16 protein-coding genes are annotated in these 19,800 nt (G+C 58.9%); 12 read left to right on the top strand and 4 right to left on the bottom strand.

Features of this window, described 5'->3' with window-relative positions; translation table 11 throughout:
• The first annotated feature begins 121 nt into the window (after positions 1–121).
• From HMPREF2879_RS03110 to secA, 7 genes are all read left to right on the top strand, one after another.
• Complete coding sequence (locus HMPREF2879_RS03110) at positions 122–1,426, top strand: uroporphyrinogen decarboxylase/cobalamine-independent methonine synthase family protein (protein WP_049358411.1); 1,305 nt, start codon at positions 122–124, stop codon at positions 1,424–1,426.
• A 55-nt stretch (positions 1,427–1,481) separates the two neighbouring features.
• The gene (gene mtrA / locus HMPREF2879_RS03105) at positions 1,482–2,183 is read left to right on the top strand and encodes an MtrAB system response regulator MtrA (RefSeq protein WP_012903206.1); all 702 of its coding nucleotides are present in this window, start codon (positions 1,482–1,484) and stop codon (positions 2,181–2,183) included.
• A 34-nt stretch (positions 2,184–2,217) separates the two neighbouring features.
• The gene (mtrB, locus tag HMPREF2879_RS03100; RefSeq protein WP_070634794.1) at positions 2,218–3,972 is read left to right on the top strand and encodes an MtrAB system histidine kinase MtrB; all 1,755 of its coding nucleotides are present in this window, start codon (positions 2,218–2,220) and stop codon (positions 3,970–3,972) included.
• 234 nt (positions 3,973–4,206) lie between these two features.
• The gene (locus HMPREF2879_RS03095) at positions 4,207–5,913 is read left to right on the top strand and encodes an LpqB family beta-propeller domain-containing protein (protein ID WP_070634793.1); all 1,707 of its coding nucleotides are present in this window, start codon (positions 4,207–4,209) and stop codon (positions 5,911–5,913) included.
• Positions 5,914–5,953: 40 nt separating this feature from the next.
• The gene (locus tag HMPREF2879_RS03090; protein WP_246822895.1) at positions 5,954–6,880 is read left to right on the top strand and encodes a ComF family protein; all 927 of its coding nucleotides are present in this window, start codon (positions 5,954–5,956) and stop codon (positions 6,878–6,880) included.
• A gap of 209 nt (positions 6,881–7,089) precedes the next feature.
• Positions 7,090–7,731 (top strand): ribosome hibernation-promoting factor, HPF/YfiA family, encoded by a 642-nt coding sequence (gene hpf, locus HMPREF2879_RS03085; RefSeq protein WP_239665130.1) that lies wholly within the window; start codon positions 7,090–7,092, stop codon positions 7,729–7,731.
• 351 nt (positions 7,732–8,082) lie between these two features.
• Complete coding sequence (secA, locus tag HMPREF2879_RS03080) at positions 8,083–10,698, top strand: preprotein translocase subunit SecA (protein ID WP_070543761.1); 2,616 nt, start codon at positions 8,083–8,085, stop codon at positions 10,696–10,698.
• A gap of 113 nt (positions 10,699–10,811) precedes the next feature.
• Here the strand turns inward: secA and HMPREF2879_RS03075 are convergent, their stop codons facing one another.
• Positions 10,812–11,465: an Rv3235 family protein gene (locus HMPREF2879_RS03075; RefSeq protein WP_070634791.1), complete on the bottom strand. Its 654-nt coding sequence runs from the start codon at positions 11,463–11,465 to the stop codon at positions 10,812–10,814.
• Between the two features lie 120 nt (positions 11,466–11,585).
• Entirely contained in the window at positions 11,586–12,518 is a 933-nt protein-coding gene (locus HMPREF2879_RS03070; protein ID WP_070634955.1) for a LysM peptidoglycan-binding domain-containing protein, read from the bottom strand.
• Positions 12,519–12,726: 208 nt separating this feature from the next.
• On the opposite strand from HMPREF2879_RS03070, the gene HMPREF2879_RS03065 reads away from it, so the two are divergent.
• Complete coding sequence (locus HMPREF2879_RS03065; RefSeq protein ID WP_049349479.1) at positions 12,727–13,380, top strand: hypothetical protein; 654 nt, start codon at positions 12,727–12,729, stop codon at positions 13,378–13,380.
• 191 nt (positions 13,381–13,571) lie between these two features.
• On the opposite strand, the gene HMPREF2879_RS03060 is transcribed toward HMPREF2879_RS03065, so the two are convergent.
• Positions 13,572–13,805, bottom strand: a complete 234-nt coding sequence (locus HMPREF2879_RS03060; RefSeq protein WP_044150292.1) for a helix-turn-helix domain-containing protein — start codon at positions 13,803–13,805, stop codon at positions 13,572–13,574.
• A 363-nt stretch (positions 13,806–14,168) separates the two neighbouring features.
• Between HMPREF2879_RS03060 and HMPREF2879_RS03055 the strand changes: the two genes are divergently transcribed.
• The 3 genes from HMPREF2879_RS03055 (at position 14,169) to HMPREF2879_RS03045 (ending at position 18,486) form a co-directional block, all read left to right on the top strand.
• Positions 14,169–14,861 (top strand): SAF domain-containing protein, encoded by a 693-nt coding sequence (locus HMPREF2879_RS03055; RefSeq protein ID WP_012903218.1) that lies wholly within the window; start codon positions 14,169–14,171, stop codon positions 14,859–14,861.
• Entirely contained in the window at positions 14,858–16,531 is a 1,674-nt protein-coding gene (locus HMPREF2879_RS03050) for a CpaE/TadZ family protein (RefSeq protein ID WP_070634790.1), read from the top strand. Before HMPREF2879_RS03055 ends, HMPREF2879_RS03050 begins: the two co-directional genes overlap by 4 nt.
• Positions 16,532–16,911: 380 nt before the next feature.
• The gene (locus tag HMPREF2879_RS03045) at positions 16,912–18,486 is read left to right on the top strand and encodes a sensor histidine kinase (protein ID WP_044145786.1); all 1,575 of its coding nucleotides are present in this window, start codon (positions 16,912–16,914) and stop codon (positions 18,484–18,486) included.
• 154 nt (positions 18,487–18,640) lie between these two features.
• On the opposite strand, the gene HMPREF2879_RS03040 is transcribed toward HMPREF2879_RS03045, so the two are convergent.
• The gene (locus HMPREF2879_RS03040; RefSeq protein ID WP_005505386.1) at positions 18,641–18,889 is read right to left on the bottom strand and encodes a WhiB family transcriptional regulator; all 249 of its coding nucleotides are present in this window, start codon (positions 18,887–18,889) and stop codon (positions 18,641–18,643) included.
• Positions 18,890–19,350: 461 nt separating this feature from the next.
• Between HMPREF2879_RS03040 and HMPREF2879_RS03035 the strand changes: the two genes are divergently transcribed.
• Positions 19,351–19,791 carry an alpha-N-acetylglucosamine transferase gene (locus tag HMPREF2879_RS03035; protein WP_070634789.1) on the top strand — a complete coding sequence of 147 codons (441 nt, stop codon included), beginning with the start codon at positions 19,351–19,353 and terminating at the stop codon, positions 19,789–19,791.
• The last annotated feature ends 9 nt before the right edge of the window (positions 19,792–19,800 follow it).

Raw genomic sequence — 19,800 nt, 5'->3', positions numbered from 1 at the left:
TCTCAGCCTCTCCGAAAAGCCCCGCTCTCATCCCTGCTGAGCATCCATCGTGCTGAGCGTCCAGCGGCAGAGCATCGACCCGCCCGCACTTTTCCCTAACCTGTCTTAACCTCACTCGTTTATGCCCCCTCAATCTTCCTCCCGCCAGAATGCCCGCACCGAGCCGGTGCCGGAGCGCCTGCTACTGCCCGGTGAGTACCGTGCCCCCGAAGGGGACGAACTGACCGAACAGGACCTCGCCGCGCTCGCTACGGAGCGTCCGCTGGTACGTGCTAGCGGTCTGGGCGATTTTCCCGGCGATGACCTGGCTGAGGCGATGTCCCGTGTGGAGGGCGAGCTGGGTTCCCCGCACTTGCCGTTCCTGCCGCATCTGCCTGCGCTGGGCTGGCGGAGTACCCCGCTGGCACGCACCCTGGCGGTGTGCGAGGGACTTGCCTTTGACGGTGCCTCGTTTGGGTGGCGCATGGTGCATAGCGGCGGCAGGGGAGCGCGCGAGTCTGCCCTGGCGCAGGACCGTCTGCTCTCCGATATCAATCTTCTCGCTGACCGCGTGGGCTCGCAGAAGAAACGTTTCGGTTCAGGGCAGGATACCGCCCCGGCGTATAAGATTCAGCTGGCCGGTCCGCTGACTCTTGCCGCCAGTATCTATTTGCCCGGCGGCGAGCGTGCCATTAGTGATGCAGGGGCGAGCCGTGACCTGCTGGAGTCGTTCCTGGAAGGCCTGGAACGCTGGATGGGTTCTCTGCGCGAGGCTCTGCAAGCTCCGCGGGCGCTGATTGCCGTGCAGCTGGATGAATCCGAATTTCAGCGTCTGATGGAGGGGGCCATCCCTACGGTGAGTGGTTTCCGCTCCCTGCCGGCTTTGCAACCTCACTACTATCAGCAGGTGTACCGCCGTATCTCGGAGCGTTTCGCCGAGCTGAATCTGCAGCTCATCCTGGATGTGGATGGCACCGCGCTCAAGCCTGTGCAGGAGCTGAAGCTGCTGAGCCAGTCCCGCCCCACCCTTGACGCGTTGGCTCTTGTGAAGGCGATGCGTGTTGAGGGCGGCGCTCCTTGCGCTTTGCTGTTGCATCCTGATCGTGCCCGCCTCAAGGGGCCGGGCACGCTGCAGGTTCCGCCGCTGAGCGACCCTCGTTCCTGGGAACCTGTGGCGCAACTTTTGGAGGCTCAGGCTCAGCTGTGGCTGCCGGTGGTGACCTCTGCGCGGGTTCCTGATCAGGTGCGCCGCCTGTACAGCCTGTGGCGCGAGGTTGGTCTTGAGCCGACCCAGTTGAGCGCGGTGGGTTTGATGCCTGATGAGCGTATTCAGAGCGGTTCCGTGCCTGCTGGGATGACTTCAGCCGCGGTAAGTATGCTGGATGCCACGGCTTCGCTGGCTCGGGTGACAGAGTGTGCCCGTGCATTGGCTGAGTGCGCGGTATGATTAGAGAATCAGCTTTTTTATGTAAGTATTTACGACAATTCTTTAGGGAGGTACTGTGAGCGCAAGCGACGCACACACCATTTTGGTGGTTGATGACGATGATGCTCTGGCGGAAATGATTGGCCTCGTGCTCGCGCAAGAGGGCTTTAACGCTGTTTTCTGTGAAAATGGTGCACGCGCTTTTGAAACTTTTATGCGTTCCACTCCCGATTTGGTGCTTTTGGATTTGATGCTTCCTGGCATGAACGGTATTGAAGTGTGCCAGCAAATTCGCCGCTCTTCTAATGTGCCGATTATTATGTTGACCGCTAAAAGCGACACTGAAGATGTTGTTAAGGGTCTTGAGGCTGGTGCTGATGATTACATTGCGAAGCCTTTTAAGCACGCTGAATTGTTGGCGCGTATTCGTACTCGTTTGCGTCCGCGCGAGAGCCGCCAGCTGGTGGTGTCCATTGGCGATATTGTCATGGATATGGACGGTCGTACCGTCAAGTACCACAGCACTGAGGTTCCGATGACTCCTCTGGAGTTTGACCTGCTGGCTGCGCTGGTGCGCCACCCGGGTCAGGCGTTGAGCCGTCAGGAACTGCTGGATATGGTCTGGGGTTACACTGATGTGAGCGATTCGCTGGTAAACGTGCACGTCCAGCGTTTGCGCGCTAAGTTTGATGAGCTGGGTGCGGATCGTTTTATTCAGACGGTTCGTGGCGTTGGCTATAAGATTCCGACCGAGCTGGTGGGATCTTCCGGTAGCTAATCGGAACCTATTCATAGGCGAAGGGATAACCTGATTGTCTGTTGCGAAGTCGAGCCATGAGCACGGCGCTTTGACGGCGGAGGCGGTAGCCTCCGCCTCTTCGCGTACCCGCACTTCCAAGCCGCGTAAGGCGAAAAAGCAGAGTAGTAGGAGCCTGATGCAGCGCGCTCAGCGTCTGTGGAAGGAATCTCTGCAGTTCCGTGCTCTGGGAACCGCGGGCATCATGATGTTCCTGAGCTTCTTGATGGTGGGTTGGTCCTTGTCAAGCCAGATTGCGTCGAGTCTTTTTGAGAATCAGAAGTCTCAGGCGCTGGCGGAATCGGAGAGTGGTTTCCGCAACGTTCAGAGTGTGCTGGACTCCTCTGAGGCTCGTAGTGACAGCGAGATTCGCCGTAATGTGAGCCGTACCCTGACCGTCTTGGATGCGGGTAGTTCGGGTAAGCGCAATTGGATTCTTGTGCCTTTGGAAGGTCAAGGTAAGCAGGGCTTTATTCCCGAGCAGAGTAGTAATAATTCTTTGAATTCTTCGAGTATTCCGAATGATTTCAAAACAACTGTTCGCGATAAAGAGGGTATTTTCTGGCAGACGTCTACGGTGACTACTGTCGAAAATAATCGTGAGCGTACCTATCCGGTGCTTATTGTTGGTACACATATTTCTATTGCACAGAACCCTAATTACGGTTTGTTCCTTGTGTACGATATGACGGATTCTTCCGCCACGATTGCGCATATTAACTTTGTTCTTTTTGGTGGTTTCTGTGCACTGCTTACTGTGGTGCTTTCTGTGGTGTGGATTGTGACTCGTTTTGTGGTCCGCCCGATTACGCAGACCGCTATTACCGCTGAGAAGCTGGCTGCCGGTGACCTGGATCAGCGTGTGTCTGTACACGGTGAGCATCAGGCGGCGCGTCTGGGCTATTCCTTCAACCTGATGGCTGACTCGCTGCAGGAGAAAATTGTTCAGCTGGAGCGCCTGTCGACTCTGCAGCAGCGATTCGTTTCTGACGTTTCGCACGAGTTGCGTACCCCGTTGTCGACGGTGCGTTTGGGTACGGAACTTCTGTACGATACGCGTGACGAGATGGAACGCACGCAGAGCCGCACCGTGGAGCTTCTGCACGATCAGGTGGATCGTTTCCAGTCGATGCTTTCTGACCTGCTGGAGATTTCTCGTTTCGATGCCGGTAGCGCAATGCTGACCATCGACACTGAAGACTTCATGCGTGTGCTGTCGAATATTCTGCAGGAGGCTCTGCCGCACCTGGAGCGCACGAATACTAAGCTGAACGTGCATACGAGCCATGAGAGCATCATGGTTGATATGGACCGCGTGCGTATTGAGCGTGTGCTGCGTAACCTGCTGTACAACGCGATTGAGCACGGCGAGTCCCGCCCGATTGACGTGTACGTCGGTGCGAATGCCACGAACCTGGGTGTTGCGGTGCGTGACCACGGTATCGGTCTGTCTGAGGATGAAGCGGTTCAGGTGTTCAACCGTTTCTGGCGTGCTGATACTTCGCGTAAGCGCACCCTGGGCGGTACGGGTCTGGGGCTGTCGATTGCTGCTGAGGATGTGCGTCTGCACGGCGGCACGATTGAGGCGTGGGGCGAGAAGGGCCGCGGTGCCTGCTTCACGATGAACCTGCCGCTGATTCACGGTGCGCCTTTGGGTGAGTCGCCGGTTCTTGTGACGGGTGAGCCTGAGGCAATCTCGCATCGTTCGGCGACTGCGAAGGATACGCTGCCCAATATTGCTCCTCGTGTGAACATTGAGGACGAGCTCTAAGGGGTTCGGGCGGGGAGAGGCTTACGCTTCTGCCGTATATGGGTGTGTTGGTGTTGCTCGGCTGTATTTACGCTTATCCTTGCGTATTTGCACTGTTTACCCAGTACAATCAATGCAGGTATATTTTCACGGTGTTGCTATTTCACTGTGGTTATCTTTTCACCGCGCTGCGATGGCCTGCAGCGTTAGCAGGTGATGGTTTGTCTTTGTTCGTAGAGGAAGGTTAAGACCTCCATGTCTCACAGGGCTATTGTTTCTCGACGCGCCGTGCTGTCTTGGGGTGCGGTGTCTTTGGCGACGCTCGTGAGCTCTTGCGCGGGTCTTCCCTCAAACAATCGAGTGACTCAGCACAGTAGCGGTCTGGAAGTGAAGAGTGTTAATACTTCTCCGGCGCGTGCGCCGGGTCCGCTGGCGGGTGCTACTCCCGAGGCGATTATTGAGGGCTTCGTGCGTGCTGGTGTGGACAGCATTGAGAATTATGCTGTGGCGCGCCAGTATTTGAGTTCTTCTTTTGCGGGTCGTTGGAATCCTATGGGTACGACTCGCGTGTACCGTAATACGGTGCAGCCCCGCAGTGACGATAGTGGAGCAGCCGAGGGTACCTACCATGTGCGTTTCCAGCAGACGGCGACTGTGAATAGTCAGGGTATTACGAGCACCTTCCCGGAGGCTCAGACTGAAACTCAGGACTTCACCATGGTTATGGAAGATAACCAGTGGCGTATTAGCTCCTGCCCGGATGGTCTGTGGCTGGATGGTGCCGAGTTTGAGCGCGTGTTTAGCCCGTGCCGCCTGTACTTCTATGATCGTGCGTTCCGTTATGCTGTGCCGGATATTCGTTGGTTCCCGCATACGGACCGCTATTTTGAGTTGCTGGTGCGTACGCTGATGGCTGGCCCGGCCTCCTACCTGAAGGATGTTGCGTTCTCGGCGTTGAACGAGTCGATGAGCCTTGAGACGGCGACCATGAGCGATAACCAGGATGTGCTGGTTCGTCTTTCGGGTGAGCACCTGGACGATAACCGTTTGGCGCGTGTGCGTGAGCAGATTATGCACGGTTTGGAGAACTTCTCCGGTCTGGGTAAGACCGAGGTGTTCTACAACGGTACTTTGATTCCTGAGAATGCACCGAGCGGCTTTTCTGCGGTGAAGCTGAACCCGGGTGTTCCTGCCCGCACGGTTGCTATTAATTCGAACGGCCAGATGGTGGCGCGTGATGACTACATGAGCAACGCGGGCGAGCAGCTGCTTCTGCGTGGCGTGAGCCAGTTGAGCTCCCCGGCGATGGGTTACACTGCGGATGTTTATGCATGCTTGGCGAATGATGCCGCGAGCCTGTACACGGTGTATCAGGGTACTGCCCGCCGCGTGTGGCAGAGTACCGCTCTGACTGCTCCCAGTTTTGATGCGTATGGCTGGGTGTGGGCAGCCGATGGTGAGGGTATTGTTCGTGCCTTCAAACCGGATTCTGAGGATGCAACCGAGCGTGAGCGCGGTGTTGATATTGGTCTATCCTGGCAGCGTAATTTGAGCTTTACGAGCGTGAACGTCTCTCACGATGGTGCGCGCATGGCGATTGTGGCGTCAACTGAGGGTGCGTCGGCTGTGATTATTTCCGGTATTGTGCGTGATGATGCCGGCAAGCCTCTGCGCCTGACGGAGATGGTTCGTCTGAGCTCTTCGGTGACTCCGCGTAATGCCCGTTGGGCTGGCGACCAGAGCGTCGTGGTGGTGAACGTGAAGAACGGTGAGTCTGAGGTGATTTCCCTCAGCGGTGAAGAGACGAAGCTGGACCGTCTGGATGGCGTGATGACCATTTCGACGGCGGATAATACGTCGAACATTATTGCCCACCGTTCTGACGGTTCGTGCTACCTGATGGAGGAGCGCGGCTGGATCCGTCTGGATACGACTCTGCACGAGATTAGTTACGCCGGTTAGCCTCGGGCACCGGGTATAGCGCGCGGAAAGGTTGCTTTCGGTGAGTTCAGAACAGCGTGGTTTGAACGAGCCCGTGAACGGGTCCCTGAGCAAGTCTCTGACCGGGCTTGCGGGCGCTCTCAAGAGCGCCAGCGGGGCTTTGGGCGAGGTATTGATGCCGCGTACTTGCCCGTGCTGTGCGGTGCCGGTCGCCTATGGGGCAGGCTCGCCACTGTGTGAGGCTTGCTTGCCGCAGTTGCGTTCGGCGTTGGCTAAGGTGGAGCGAGTATATGCTCTGCAACCTCTTGATGGCGCGGCTGCTCCCGAGGTGCGTGCGGCATCCCGTTATGAGGGGATCATGCCGCGTGCCCTGTTGGCGTTGAAGAATGCGGGCCGTACCGACCTGCTGCCCCTGTTGGGAGAGGGTTTGGCGCGTAGCGTGTACGAGCTTCTTCGGGCGCATCGGGTTGAGCTTCAGAGCGTACCGGGGTCTTCTATCTCTTCTGTGGGCACCTCCGCCGCACCGGTTGAGGTTCTGCTGATTCCGGCGCCGTCCTCTGCCCAGAGCGTGCGCCGCCGCGGCTATGCGCCGGCGAATCTTTTGGTGCAGGAGGCGGCGCGTCAGCTTAATAAGCGTCTGCCTGCCTCGGTGCGGGTGCGCGCTGTGGACGTTATCGGGTACGTTCCTCGCGGTCGGCGGGGGAGCGGCGCCTCCCTATCTTCTCGTGTGGGTGCTTTTCTCCTTAGCGCCTCTGAGACAAAGAATGAGCAGAAGAGCCTGGGCGCTGTGGGGCGTGCCGAGCGGATGCACGGTGCCTTGCGCGTCATGGAGCCTGCCCTGTGCACGGGTCGGGTGAGCGTTATTTGTGATGATGTGGTGACCACCGGTGCGACCGCCTCTGAGATGGTGCGTGTGCTACAGGAATCCGGTTCGCGGGTGCTGGGCGTGTGTGCTGTGGCGGCGGTACCGAAAAAGGCTCAGACATAGCGTTTCTTGTAGTTAGTTGCAAGAGATACACGATTTTTGGCGAATAAAGTTCGCAGACGGACGAATAGCTATTATTTAGGCTAAATATTTGTCATATCTAGTGATATGAAACATGTTTCGTACTAGAATATAGACAAGGGAACGGCATTGGAGTCGAACCCCCGTACCGGGTCCAGCCGGACGCGGTATAAGCCCCCAACCTGGAGGGAATGATCGTGGAAGTCAACATCTACGGCCGCAATATCAAGGTCACCGAACGCCTGGAAGAGTACGTGAGCGAGAAGGTTCAGAAGTTCGCTCAGCTCGGCGATAACGTGAAGGACATCGACGTCAAGTTCAGCAAGGACGGTCACCTGGGTGGCGAGTCCATCCGCGTTGAGATTACCGTTGTTGGTACTGGTCCTGTCCTCCGTTCCGAAGCCCAGGGTCACGACAAGTTCGCGGTCTTCGATGAAACCTACGGCAAGCTCCTGGAGCGTCTGCGCCGTGCACGTGACCGCCGCAAGCTGCACAAGCGCGGTGGCAAGCACCCCGTCTCCGTGGCGGACGCTACCGGATCGATTCCCGTGGTTACCGAAGCAATTACCGAGATTCTGCTGCCGGATGTTCCGGTTGAAGAAGCAGCATTCGATAACAGCGAGGTCACCCTCGCCGACGAAGCCGCATCTCCCATCGAGATTCGCCACAAGAGCTTCAAGGGCGAGCGTCTGACTCCCGCAGAAGCTGTTGACCGTATGGAACTGGTCGGCCACGACTTCTACCTGTACATTGACAGCGAGACCGGCGCACCGGCTGCGGCATACCGCCGTAAGGGCTGGAGCTACGGCATCATTACTCTGGACAACGAGTAAAACTAACGTACCTGCTGGCTGCTGAGGCGTAAGGCTCTTTAGGGGTCGTACTCAGCGAGCAGGCTCAAGACCCGGGCGGTCTGGGAACACACACCGTGTTTCTCCAGGCCCCCGGGTTTTTCTTTGCCCTCCACACAGCCGTTCCTTTAGGCGGACGGGTCGGCTCTGCCTCAACCGGAGGGTGAAAGATTCGAGTGTCACCAAATGTCACCTCGTGGGCGCACAGCGTAAAAAAGAGCTCGGACGGGCGAATTAGGCGGCTCTGCCATACAATATGTAGGAAGGCCTCACCGCGCGCACTTTCGCGCGCCCTTGGTGAGGGTACCGAAACAAGCAAGGAGTAGAAGCTCAGTGGCATCTTTCTTGGAGAAAATCCTCCGAACCGGCGATAAGAGGGTTCTGCGACAGCTCGAAGCGTACACAAAGGCGGTGAACTCGCTCGAGGACAGCTTCTCATCGATGACCGATGAGGAACTGCGAGCAGAGACCGACAAGTTCCGCGAGCGCGTCAAGGACGGCGAATCCCTCGACATTATGCTGCCGGAGGCCTTTGCGGTGGTCCGTGAAGCATCCAAGCGTACCCTGGGCAAGCGCCACTACGACGTGCAGCTCATGGGTGGTGCAGCGCTGCACCTGGGCAACATTGCCGAAATGAAGACCGGTGAGGGTAAGACCCTCGTTGCGACCCTGCCCGCGTACCTGAACGCGCTGAGCGGCAAGGGCGTGCACATTGTGACCGTGAACGACTACCTGGCTGAGTACCAGGCGAACCTCATGGGTCGCGTGTTCCGCTTCCTCGGCATGGAGTGCGGCGTGATTCTGTCATCCATGGAGCCTGACGAGCGTCGTAAGCAGTACGCCGCAGACATCACTTACGGTACGAACAACGAGTTCGGCTTCGACTACCTGCGTGACAACATGGCGTGGACCGTGGAGGAGCAGGTTCAGCGCGGCCACAACTTCGCCATTATCGATGAGGTGGACTCCATCCTGATCGATGAGGCGCGTACCCCTCTGATTATTTCCGGCCCCGCAGCCGGTGAGGCGAACCGCTGGTACGCAGAGTTCGCGCGCATTGCCGCGACCCTGCTCAAGCGCGGTGAAGACTACGAAGTAGACGAGAAGAAGCGCACCGTCGGTATCCTCGAATCCGGCATTGACAAGGTGGAAGACCACCTGGGTGTGAAGAACCTCTACGAATCCAAGAACACCCCGCTCATTGGCTTCCTGAACAACTCCATCAAGGCGAAGGAGCTGTTCACCAACAACAAGGACTACGTGGTCATTGACGGCGAGGTCCTGATTGTTGACGAGCACACCGGTCGTATTCTGCCGGGCCGCCGCTACAACGACGGCATCCACCAGGCGATTGAGGCGAAGGAAGGCGTCGAAATCAAGCCTGAGAACCAGACCATGGCGACCGTGACTCTGCAGAACTACTTCCGCATGTACGACAAGCTGTCCGGTATGACCGGTACCGCAGAAACCGAAGCGGCAGAGTTCATGAACACCTACGAGCTCGGCGTGGTGCCCATCCCCACCAACAAGGGTGTGCAGCGCATCGACAACCCCGATAAGGTGTACCGCGACGAAATCGCCAAGTTCAAGGCGGTCGTCAAGGACATTAAGGAACGCCACGAAAAGGGCCAGCCGATTCTGGTGGGTACCGCAAGCGTGGAGAACTCCGAGTACCTTTCCCGCCAGCTGGCGAAGGCAGGCGTCCGCCACGAGGTGCTGAACGCAAAGAACAACGAGCGTGAGGCTGCTATTGTTGCGCAGGCGGGCCGTAAGGGCGCCGTCACCGTGGCAACCAACATGGCTGGTCGCGGTACCGACATTATGCTCGGCGGTAACCCCGAATTTGAGGCCGTCGAGAAGATGCGTGAGCTCGGCCTAGACCCGAACACCAACTCCGAGGCGTACGAGGCACGTTGGCCCGAGGTCCTGAAGGCCTGCGAAGACGCCGCTAAAGAAGAGCACGATGAAGTCACCAAGCTCGGTGGCCTGTACGTGCTCGGCACTGAGCGTCACGAGTCCCGCCGTATCGACAACCAGCTGCGCGGTCGTTCCGGCCGTCAGGGTGACCCGGGTGAGTCCCGCTTCTACCTGTCGCTGACCGACGAACTGATGCGCCTGTTCAACACCGGCATGGCAACCCGCCTCATGGCGGCAGCCCCCGAGGACTCCGCACTGGACTCCAAGATCGTCAGCCGCGCTATCGCTACCGCCCAGTCAAACGTTGAAGGCCGTAACGCTGAACAGCGTAAGAACGTGCTCAAGTATGACGACGTGCTCAACCGCCAGCGCGAAGCGATCTACAAGGACCGCGGCCGCATCCTGCACGGTGACGACCTGAAGGAACAGATTTCTGGCTTCGTGGACGAGGTGCTGACCACCATCATCGACGCGCGCGTCGCTGAAGGCCACGCCGAGGACTGGGACTTCGACGAGCTCTGGAGCGCCCTCAAGCAGGTGTACCCCATCTCCATCACCGTGGACGACCTCGCTGAAGACGCTGGCGACCGCACCAAGATTACTCGCGACCAGATCGTGAAGGAAGTCCTGGCGGACGCACACCTCATCTACGATGAGCGTGAAAAGAGCGTCGGCGAAGAGAGCATGCGCGAAATCGAACGCCGTGTCATGCTGTCCGTCATCGGCGAGCGCTGGCCCGAGCACCTGTACGAGATGGAATACCTCAAGGAAGGTATCGGTCTGCGTGCGATGGCTCAGCGTGACCCGCTGGTCGAGTACCAGCGTGAAGGCTACGACATGTACCAGTCGATGCTCGGCGCGATCCGTGAAGAGACCGTGACCTACCTGTTCAACCTTGACCTGTCCAAGCAGCGCACTCAGGCTTCTGCCGTGCGCCTGGCTGAGCCTTCGCGCCCGAAGTTCCTGCAGTACTCCGCCCCGGATGAGGACGGCCACGAGCAGGTTCACGTGGAACGCTCGAAGGACAAGTAGCCTCAGCGTAAAAGCTGAAATGCTATAGACCTAGCAGAGAGGGTGCGAATCCAACACTGGATTCGCACCCTCTCTGTTTGTCTGTGTGTTTTGTAGGGGAAGCCGGGGAAGCCTTAGTCTTCGTCCAAGCGGCTCTGCGGCTGCTCAATTGCGGTAATCAGCCACATGCCGTGAATCAGGCGCATCTGCATGGTCACCACGCGCACCTTATCCGCACAACGCAGTAGCGCCACCACCTCGTAGAGCTCCTCGTGTACCTTCTGCGCTCGCACCCGCAGCAGAACCGGCGGAAGAGTCAACAGCATCTCTTGGCGCACCTGACGCGGATTCTTAGGGAAGAACGGTAGCAGACGGTGGAAACAATCCGCTGATACCCACTGCGCCAGCTGCTGACGCGAACGACGAGCCGACATAATCTCCAGGTAAGCAATAGCCACACCCGCGCAACGGCCCTCCAGCTGGCGAGCTAGCGCATCCGCCGGACGCAGCGGGCGGCCCCTCTTCACTACCTTCGGGCGCTGAGCCGAATGCTGCTCATAACGCGGCAGAGGAAGCAGCGAATAAACCGAGGGACTGTTGCGCCTCTGCACCAGAGTCATCGTGCCCTGCCCCTGCTCGGGGAGCGGAGCCACCTGCTCGGCAGCCACCGGCTGGGAGGCGCGTGCCGCCTGACGCTTCGAGTACGGGCTGGCAGACTGGTTGTCGCGGGAGGCAGGCTGATGCGGCGGGGTCCACGGGGAACGGGGGAGAAGGTTGGCGAAGCTCATGACGGCTCCTTTCGGTGCAGAAGGATATGTGAGGTCGGTTGAGAAAATGAGATTGAGCGAATGAAAAGCTATCGGGTGAGGTAGAAGAACCGAGGCAGCGGATTTGAGGTAGCGAGGGGGCTAATGAACGGGCTGTTCGGGAATCTGCAGAACCTGCCCCTCGTAGAGCAGCTCAGCGTTCTGACCCAGAGCGTCCTTGTTCGCCTCGTAAATGTCGAGGGTGTAGTCGTAAATGGTGGAGGCGTCGGTGCCTTCGCCCAGCTGGTCGGCGGCAATCGACCAGAGCGTATCGCCCGCCTGAACCGTGTAAGAGTAGGTGCCCGCCTCGGTGCGGGGAGGAGAAAAGAAAGGGCTACGGTCCTGCAAGTAGCCTGCCGCCTCCGAAGGCTCGGGAGCCAGGGGAATATTGGGAACCTCAGCAGAAAGGGTCAGGGGAGTAGCGGACTGATTCGGGGCGGTATCGGAGAGAGCCGTATCTGAGCTGGCGTCTGCCGCCGCGGTAATCGATGAATCTGCTGCCATAACTGCTGAAATGGTTGTCTGCGGTATGCCCTCCGCGCCGTTCAGCCCCGCGTTGCTGGGCGTAGCCACCGTAGCTTGCGCGGGAGCCAGAACCGCCCCCACTCCGAGCGCCGTGCCGCCGAGCGTCAGAACGATGCGGCGCATAAAACGCGGACGGAAAATCGCCGGAACCTGCAGCACAGCGCGGTCAGCGTTGCGGCTCGAAACTCGCAGGGAACGAGCGTAGAAGAGCGCGTAGATAAAACTGATGAACCACCAGGCGGTAATGAGGATTGCCGCCGCGCCAGCGCAGAGCAACGAAGCGTCAGCAAGAGGGTGCGCCGAGGGGATGCGGTGCAGGTTCACGCTCAACGCGCCCAGGACCGCCGCGGAAAGCAGGGGAGGGGCGATGAAGAGCAGAGCGTCCTGGTAGTTAGCCTTGGTGCTGGTTTCATGACCTGCGTCAGCGCCAGATGCCAGAGGAGTAACGGACGCAAGGGGATGCGAAGCGAAGGCTGCGGGGGTTGAACCCGGCGTGGAAAGATGGTCCACAATGACCTCCAAATGGTGTGTTTGATGTGTTTTGATGTTGCTTCATTTATACAGGAAGTTGTGTTAAAAATGAAGCAAAACGCATCAAAATGTATAAAAAACATGTAATTTGGTGGAATTTGCTTCAAAAATTAGGCTCAAGAATCATTGCCCGACCAGAAAAACACCCCGGTTCGTATCCGCATCCATCCTCAGGTAGGGTCATAGCATGAGCATGGAAAAGTTCCTACGAGACATTGAGGCGCGCCTCGCCTCCGAACGCGCCTGGGATATGGAACAAGACGCCCGCCAAGTCGCCCGCGTCCACTATTCAACCATCACCCTCGACGACCGCCTCCTCGCACAAGTTGGCGGCCCCATCCGTATCTGCGCCACCGACATGCAAACCTACGAAGGTAAGCTCGAAATGGTCGGCGAAGAATGGGTCAGCATCGAAGCGCGCGGCGAGAACATCATCATCCCCTTGCGCGGAATGCTTTGGTGGGAAGGCGGCATAGCTCCCGGACGCGCTGATGTTCGCCCCGAACGCTACCGCATGAAAATCCAGCTCGCCCTGCGCTCCCTCGCCATGGCACGCGAGCCCGTCCGCCTCTCCCTCGAAGGCGGCACCGTCAGTTACGATGGCGTGATTGAGCGAGTTGGCGCCGACTTCCTCGAATTGCGCCTGCTCAACGGTGGACAGTACCCGCGCATCCACGAACGCGACCAGTACGCGCGTGCAGCCTACGGTGCGCAGGGAGGTTACGGGCAGGCTGGTTATGGTCAGGGCGCCTCCGGCTACTCCCGTGCACCTCGCGGCGCTGGCGTGCGCACCATTCCGCTGGCTCGTATTAGCGCAGTTATCGCCCGTATCTCACGCTAAAAGCACGGGGTAAATAGTGGGCAGTTCAATTTGTGGGAACGCCCATAAAAACGCCTCGACAAGTATAAATTCCCTTATAAAAGCAACAATAAACACAAAAAGGTCCGCCCCTCTCCATTGAAATCTCAATGAGAGGAGCGGACCTTTCTAAAACCACTCGAGCGTTGCGCCCGCGAGGTGCATGTCGAATGCTACTCAGCCTTAGCCTTTGCAGTGAGCTTGCCGGAAGCAATCGCCTCCAGAGTCTGCTCGTGGCGCTCAGTAATGTACTCTTCAAAACGAGAGCGTTCAATGCGCCACTGGTTACGTCCACCAATCTGAATGGCGGGAAGTTCGCCGCTACGCACCAGAGCACGCACCTGCGAAAGCGAAACCTGCAGCTCCTCGGCAACGTCGCTCAGAGTGAGGAAACGAGGTGCAGTCATCGAATTATTCCTTTCCGTGAGTGAAATCCTGGGCCCCTTAGCCACCGTTAGCGGCCTTATACATAGAGTCCATACGGAACATCTATTGAGTACTTTCAGTATATGTCATCACCATGAAATTTGCGCACAAAAAGCCTTATATGAGCTGAAAAGTTATCTAATTACCCATTCAAAAGGGGCAAGACTCAAAAATATTTCATAAACGCGACTCTTGTTGAGAGCGAGTACTAAATGAAATATGCTGTTAGGGTTAGTGCCAGAATCCAGTCAAAGCACTATCGAAAACACACCACTCGCTCATCGGTCAGTTGAACAACACCCGGAATCACCGCCGGCTTCCGCACCGAAAGGCACAACCACATCATGCGCATACGACAGAACGCGACGAAGCGTTCCACCCTCACCGAGCCCCACGCCAGGCGCCTCAAAAGGCCCACCGTCAAGGACTGGCGATTCATCCTCGGTGTACTTCTCGTGCTCGTCTCCATCACCGGCGTGCAGCTCTACGTGCAAGCCAACAACAGCAAAACCGAGTACTACACCGCCAAAAGCGAGATTCGCCTCGGCGAGAAGATCACCGAAGACAAACTAGCCCGAGTCGAAGCGAACATCGACTCCGCCAACGATAAGTACTTTACCCGCGCCGACGCCGCCCAGATGAACGGCAAAATCGCGATTCAGCGCATCCCCGCCGGTAACCTCATCAGCAAGGAATCCGTAGGCACCGAAACCTCCCCGGGCCGCCGTCTCGCCACCGTCAGCATTGACCGTGCGGCAGCCTCCGCGCTGAAGGCGGGCGAGCGCGTGGACGTGTGGACCTCCGGCCCGCGCAACCCCGACACCAAGAGCGATAACCGCACTGAAAACGGCGCCCGCGCCATCGTCACCAACGCTGAAATCGTTGCTGTAACGGTCGACGAAGGCGTGCTTGGCGCCAACGGCAAGGCAACCGTGCAGCTGTGGGTCAAGGAAGAAGCCCTCGCCGCCCTCGTCAAGGAAAGCAACAGCGACTCCAAGATCAGCCTCATCCCCGGCACCTATGGGGAGGGTCAGTGAACATCCCCGTCATCCTCTACGGCGATGACGGCTCGCTCCTGAACCGCATCGAATCCCAACGCGGCCGCGTCTCCGTGGCGCGCACCGTGCAGGACTTCAGCGAAGCCGTCGGAATGGCGCACACCGGCATTGCCCGCGTGCTGCTCTGTGCCCACGTGCCCGCCGAAATAAGCGCCTCCACCGTGGATGCGCTCGCCGCCTCCGAGGTGCTCCTGGCGGTTATCGCCCCGGACAACCTGCATCTGCCCACGCAGGCTCACCGTATCCGCCCCGAAGCTGCCCTCGACGAGATTCTGGGCTCGCTCGAACAAGCGGTGGATGCGGCGCTCGCCCGACCCGCCGCCGGCTACGGCATTCCCGCACAGACCCCGAATCAGGCTCCCGCGCAGGCGGTGCATCAGCCGGAGGCGCACGCCGCCTACGGTCAGGACGCAGGCTACGGATACGATGCAGGGTACGGCTACGACAGCGCGTACGGTGGCTACGGTTACGATAACGGAGCTGCTGGCCATGGGGCGGGCGGCTACGGCTATGATCCCGCCGCGGGTGCTGCTACAAATGCTGGTGCACACTACGGCGCCGACTACGGAGGCTACGGAATCGACCCCGCAGCACCGGCCGCCCCGGCACCCGGTGCGCCTGAGCCGGCGGAAGCCTCCTCGACCGCCCCCAGCAACGAGGAATCCGTGCTCAGTCAGGCCGCTGCCATCGTTGACTCTTTCGCGCCCGGCAGCGACTACGCCCTGCACGTGCAGAACGAGAATAACGACGGCACCCTGCCGCAGCACCCTGACATCAACCAGGACCCCGCCGCGCCTTCCCGCTACCAGCCGGGCCACCGCCTCGGCACAATTGTGACCGTCTGGGGCACTCACGGCGCGCCCGGTCGAAGCACCATCGCCTTCAACCTTGCCGCCCTCGCGGCGCAGCAGGGGCAGCAGGTCTGCCTCATCGATGCAGACACCTACGCGCCCAGCCTGGATGCGCTCATGGCGCTCGAGGACACCGGCTCCGGTCTGGCAATTCTCTGCTCGGACGCCGACCGCGCCCAGCTCGACGAGAAGAAAGCCGGAGCCATCATGGAGCGCGTGCCCCTCAAAAACGGCACCTTCGACTTCTTGAGCGGCATCACTTCCTCCTCGCGTTGGCCCGAGGTGCGCGCCCGCGCCTTCGCCGAAGTACTCGAATGGCTCAAACACCGCTACGACCTGGTCATCTGCGATGTTGCCGCCCCCATCGAGGTCGACGAGGAACTGACCTTTGACGGCCCGGCACCGCGCCGTAACGCCGCGACCCTCACCGCGCTCGCCTGCGCCGACCGCGTAATTGCGCTCGGTGAAGCGGACGTCATCGGCCTGCCGCGCCTGATTAACCTTGCCCGCGAGGTGCAGTCGCGACCGGATCTTTTCGCCCCCGAAACGGATGTGCAGTACTGGCTCAACCGCAGCCGCCGCGAAGCCGCCGGATTCAACCCCGAGGCGAAGATGCGCGATAACTGGGCACGCTACCTGTCGGTTCCGCTCACAGGCGTGATCCCGTACGAGCGTAAGGTCATGGACCGTTTGCGCCGTAACGGTGAAGCGCTGCTGGAGGTCGCACCCCGCCACGCGGTCGTGCAGTCCTTGGAAGCGATGCTTGAAGGTATGTACGCGGTACGCGCCGGCGCATAGCGTCAACCTCAGCGCCCGACATCAAGCCGGGTGCATAGCGTCAAGCCCGGCGCGTAGCGTGAGGCCAGAGCGCTAACATTATTGTCTGCCAGAAATGGACACAAGAAGACCCGACCTGCCGGTATACGGTCCCGACATTGGGAGCGCCGGCAGGTCGGGTTTTCTGCACCTCAAGCATAGTGAGGGCGGGGGAGTAGCACGAATATTTCATCTCAAAATTGAGGGTTTCATCTCATCTCACAGCGTCATATTTGGGAATAAAAGCCTGCTTCAAGAAATGCTCTGTAAACTATTCCACGTATTGTCGTTTGAATGGGATTTGCGGCGAACAAACCGTAAAATGGTTGAACACACCCGAACTTAGGGAAGCACACAAACATATGTCTTTTGCAGAAGGAATTATGAGCGCCTGCGACTTCGGTCCCGGCGACACTGAACGCGTTCACCTCATCATGGGCGAATGGCAGGTCATCTCTGACATCGCCCAGAGTGACCTGGTTCTATGGTTCCCCACCGACTACGTTGTTGCCGACGGCAGCTCCCCGGACGCCGTATCCGGTCCCAGCGAAACCAGTACTTTCCGTGCCTTCGCGCACGTGCGCCCCTCCAATGTCCGAACCCTCTTCCACCACGACATCATCGATCACGACATGGAAGACGGAATCCGCGACGAAGCATACCGCGTCTGGATTGACCAGAACATCAGCACCTACACCGACGAAGGAAGCGGTGAAGGCGTTGGTGCCCGCCCGCGCGTGCACGTAACCTTCGTGCCTATCGTGCGCAACAACCGCACCATTGCGTTGCTGACCAGCCACAAGATTGCCACACCCAGTGGCTACCCCTCCATCAGCGACGAGGTCTACGAATATACTGCTGACACCATGCTCTCCATGGTGCACTCCGGCCTGTGGCCCGACCCCCTCGCCCAGGGAAATAACACCCAGGGCAACCCCCGCGTGATCGACGGCATTATTGTGCTTGACCCCTCCGGCCGTGTGGTCGTCGCTTCCCCGAACGCGAACTCCATGTACAACCGCATGGGCATGACCGGCTACCTCGAAAAGCAAAACCTTGCCGACGTCACCCGTGCGATGCTTCCTGCCGGTGAACAGGCAGACGAAACCCTGCAGCTGGTCCTTGCCGGTCGTAGCGACCTGCGCACCGAATTGGTTATTGCCCGTGCTCGCGTGACCATGCGATCCATCCCGCTGCTGGTGCAGAGGCGCGCCCGCATCGAGCGTGAGGGCGCCGTGATTCTCTGCCGTGACGTGACCGAGTTGCGCCGCCGCGAGCTGGAGCTCATGACCAAGGACGCGACCATCCGCGAAATTCACCACCGCGTGAAGAACAACCTGCAGACCGTGTCCGCTCTACTGCGCCTGCAGTCACGCCGTATGACCACTGATGAGGCACGTCAGGGCCTGGAGCAGGCGATGCGCCGCGTGGCAACGATCGCTACCGTGCACGAGGCGCTCTCGCAGGGCCTGACTCAGAACGTCGACTTTGATGAGCTGATTGAGCGTCAGTTCCACCTTGCCGCTGAGCTTGCTTCCCCCGGCCAGCACGTGTCTACCAAGCTGATTGGTTCCTTTGGGTCTTTGCCGAGCCAGTTCGCTACCCCTCTGGCACTGGTTATCAACGAGGTTGTCGCGAACGCTGTCGAGCACGGCCTGGACGGCGAGACCGGCACCGTGACTCTCGAGGGTATTCGCGGCACCAACGATGAGGGTGAGAACATCCTCACCGTCGTGATTACTGATGACGGTAAGGGCATGGGCGATAAGAAGATTGAAGAGTCCGGCCCGAACGCCTACCGCCCGGTGACCGGTAAGGAAGGCCTGGGCATGCAGATTGTGCGTACCCTGGTGGCGAGCGAGCTGAACGGCTCGATTCGCTGGGAGGCTAATGAACCGAAGGGCACCCGCGTGGTGATTACCGCGGTGCTCGTCTAAGCCCTTCTCGTATGACATGTAGAACTGCCGCCGCCCCGAGTACGGGGTGGCGGCAGTTTGCTGTCTAGATAGGTTCTGTATATGGCAAAAGCGTGGTGCAGCGACATAAAGTCACTGCACCACGCTTTTGATGCCCTATTGAATACTCCGGAAGTTAGGATGCACGGCGGGCACGAGCTGCGCGACGCTTCATCGCACGACGCTCGTCTTCACTGGTGCCACCCCATACGCCGGAGTCCTGGCCGGTCTCGATGGCCCACTTCAGGCAGACGTCTACAACCTCGCAAGAGCGGCAGACAGTCTTAGCCTCTTCAATTTGCAACAGGGCAGGTCCGGTGTTTCCTACGGGGAAGAACAGCTCCGGATCCTTGTCCAAACAAGCTGCACGACTACGCCAATCCACGGTGGACCTCCTTCATGATTTACGGTCTCACGCGGTGGCAAGACACATCTATTTTCCTGTGCGCGTGTCAAATACATCCGCTGACGGGATGCTCACCCAGCGTTAGGGTGAAAATTGACTTATCAACTTTCGCATGTTGGAGCGGATGTGACAAGTACTTTTCTCTAAAAACTTCAGTATTACACTGAGGCATCTATCACTTAGGCAAACCTTTGTCTAATTGAGAGTGTGGGGAATCGCATGCTGACACACATAGTCTGCACCCCGTCTCATGGGCGAGACGTGGGCGGTTGGGTGAGCGGCACCTCAGGCATAATATAAAGCGGTACCTACCCCTGAAATACCGCACCGACGACGAGGCGGTGAACCCAAAACAGGGGAGCGCCCACCCGCTAACGCACCAGCGCATCAGGCCGAATACACCCCGGTCTGCCGCCGACACTACCCCTGAGGAGCCCACCGTGCCGTCACGCCCGTTCAACGTCATCTACGCATTCGCCCTGACCGAAACCTTCGCGGCATACATTCTGATTCGCGGTATCCTCTACCCCTTTATCGTCAGTGGATTGTCCACCGCCCAGGCAATTGTGGGCGGTGTGCTCCAGGTGCTCATTGCCTCGGGCATGACCTACTTCGGTCTACGTTTTTACCGTGGTCGCTTCGGCTCGCGCCTGCCCATGATTCTGATCACCCTCTGCGCCCTGTGGGTTACCGCAAGCACCCTCATCATGAACGTGAGTGCTTACGGCCTGAATATCGGCCAGCTCATCACGATTGCGGGTGTTATTGGTGCGGCGGCTGCCTTCATCTTCGTGCTCATGCCCAGTAGCCGCCGCTATATTGAGGCGGTCACTGAGGAGTCGGGCGAAGAAGCGGAGAAGTACAGCCGCCGACGCCGCTAAACCCCTAGA

The sequence above is a fragment of the Rothia sp. HMSC069C04 genome, from assembly GCF_001812895.1.
GTDB lineage: Bacteria > Actinomycetota > Actinomycetes > Actinomycetales > Micrococcaceae > Rothia.
This window is presented reverse-complemented; position numbering and strand designations above follow the sequence as displayed.

What these genes read in the sequence shown, in the direction of transcription:
- HMPREF2879_RS03110 (WP_049358411.1), top strand. Translation starts at nt 122, where the DNA reads ATGCCCCCTCAATCTTCCTCCCGCCAGAATGCCCGCACCGAGCCGGTG.
- HMPREF2879_RS03095 (WP_070634793.1), top strand. Translation starts at nt 4,207, where the DNA reads ATGTCTCACAGGGCTATTGTTTCTCGACGCGCCGTGCTGTCTTGGGGT.
- hpf (WP_239665130.1), top strand. Translation starts at nt 7,090, where the DNA reads ATGATCGTGGAAGTCAACATCTACGGCCGCAATATCAAGGTCACCGAA.
- HMPREF2879_RS03075 (WP_070634791.1), bottom strand. Translation starts at nt 11,465, where the DNA reads ATGAGCTTCGCCAACCTTCTCCCCCGTTCCCCGTGGACCCCGCCGCAT.
- HMPREF2879_RS03065 (WP_049349479.1), top strand. Translation starts at nt 12,727, where the DNA reads ATGAGCATGGAAAAGTTCCTACGAGACATTGAGGCGCGCCTCGCCTCC.
- HMPREF2879_RS03060 (WP_044150292.1), bottom strand. Translation starts at nt 13,805, where the DNA reads ATGACTGCACCTCGTTTCCTCACTCTGAGCGACGTTGCCGAGGAGCTG.
- HMPREF2879_RS03055 (WP_012903218.1), top strand. Translation starts at nt 14,169, where the DNA reads ATGCGCATACGACAGAACGCGACGAAGCGTTCCACCCTCACCGAGCCC.
- HMPREF2879_RS03045 (WP_044145786.1), top strand. Translation starts at nt 16,912, where the DNA reads ATGTCTTTTGCAGAAGGAATTATGAGCGCCTGCGACTTCGGTCCCGGC.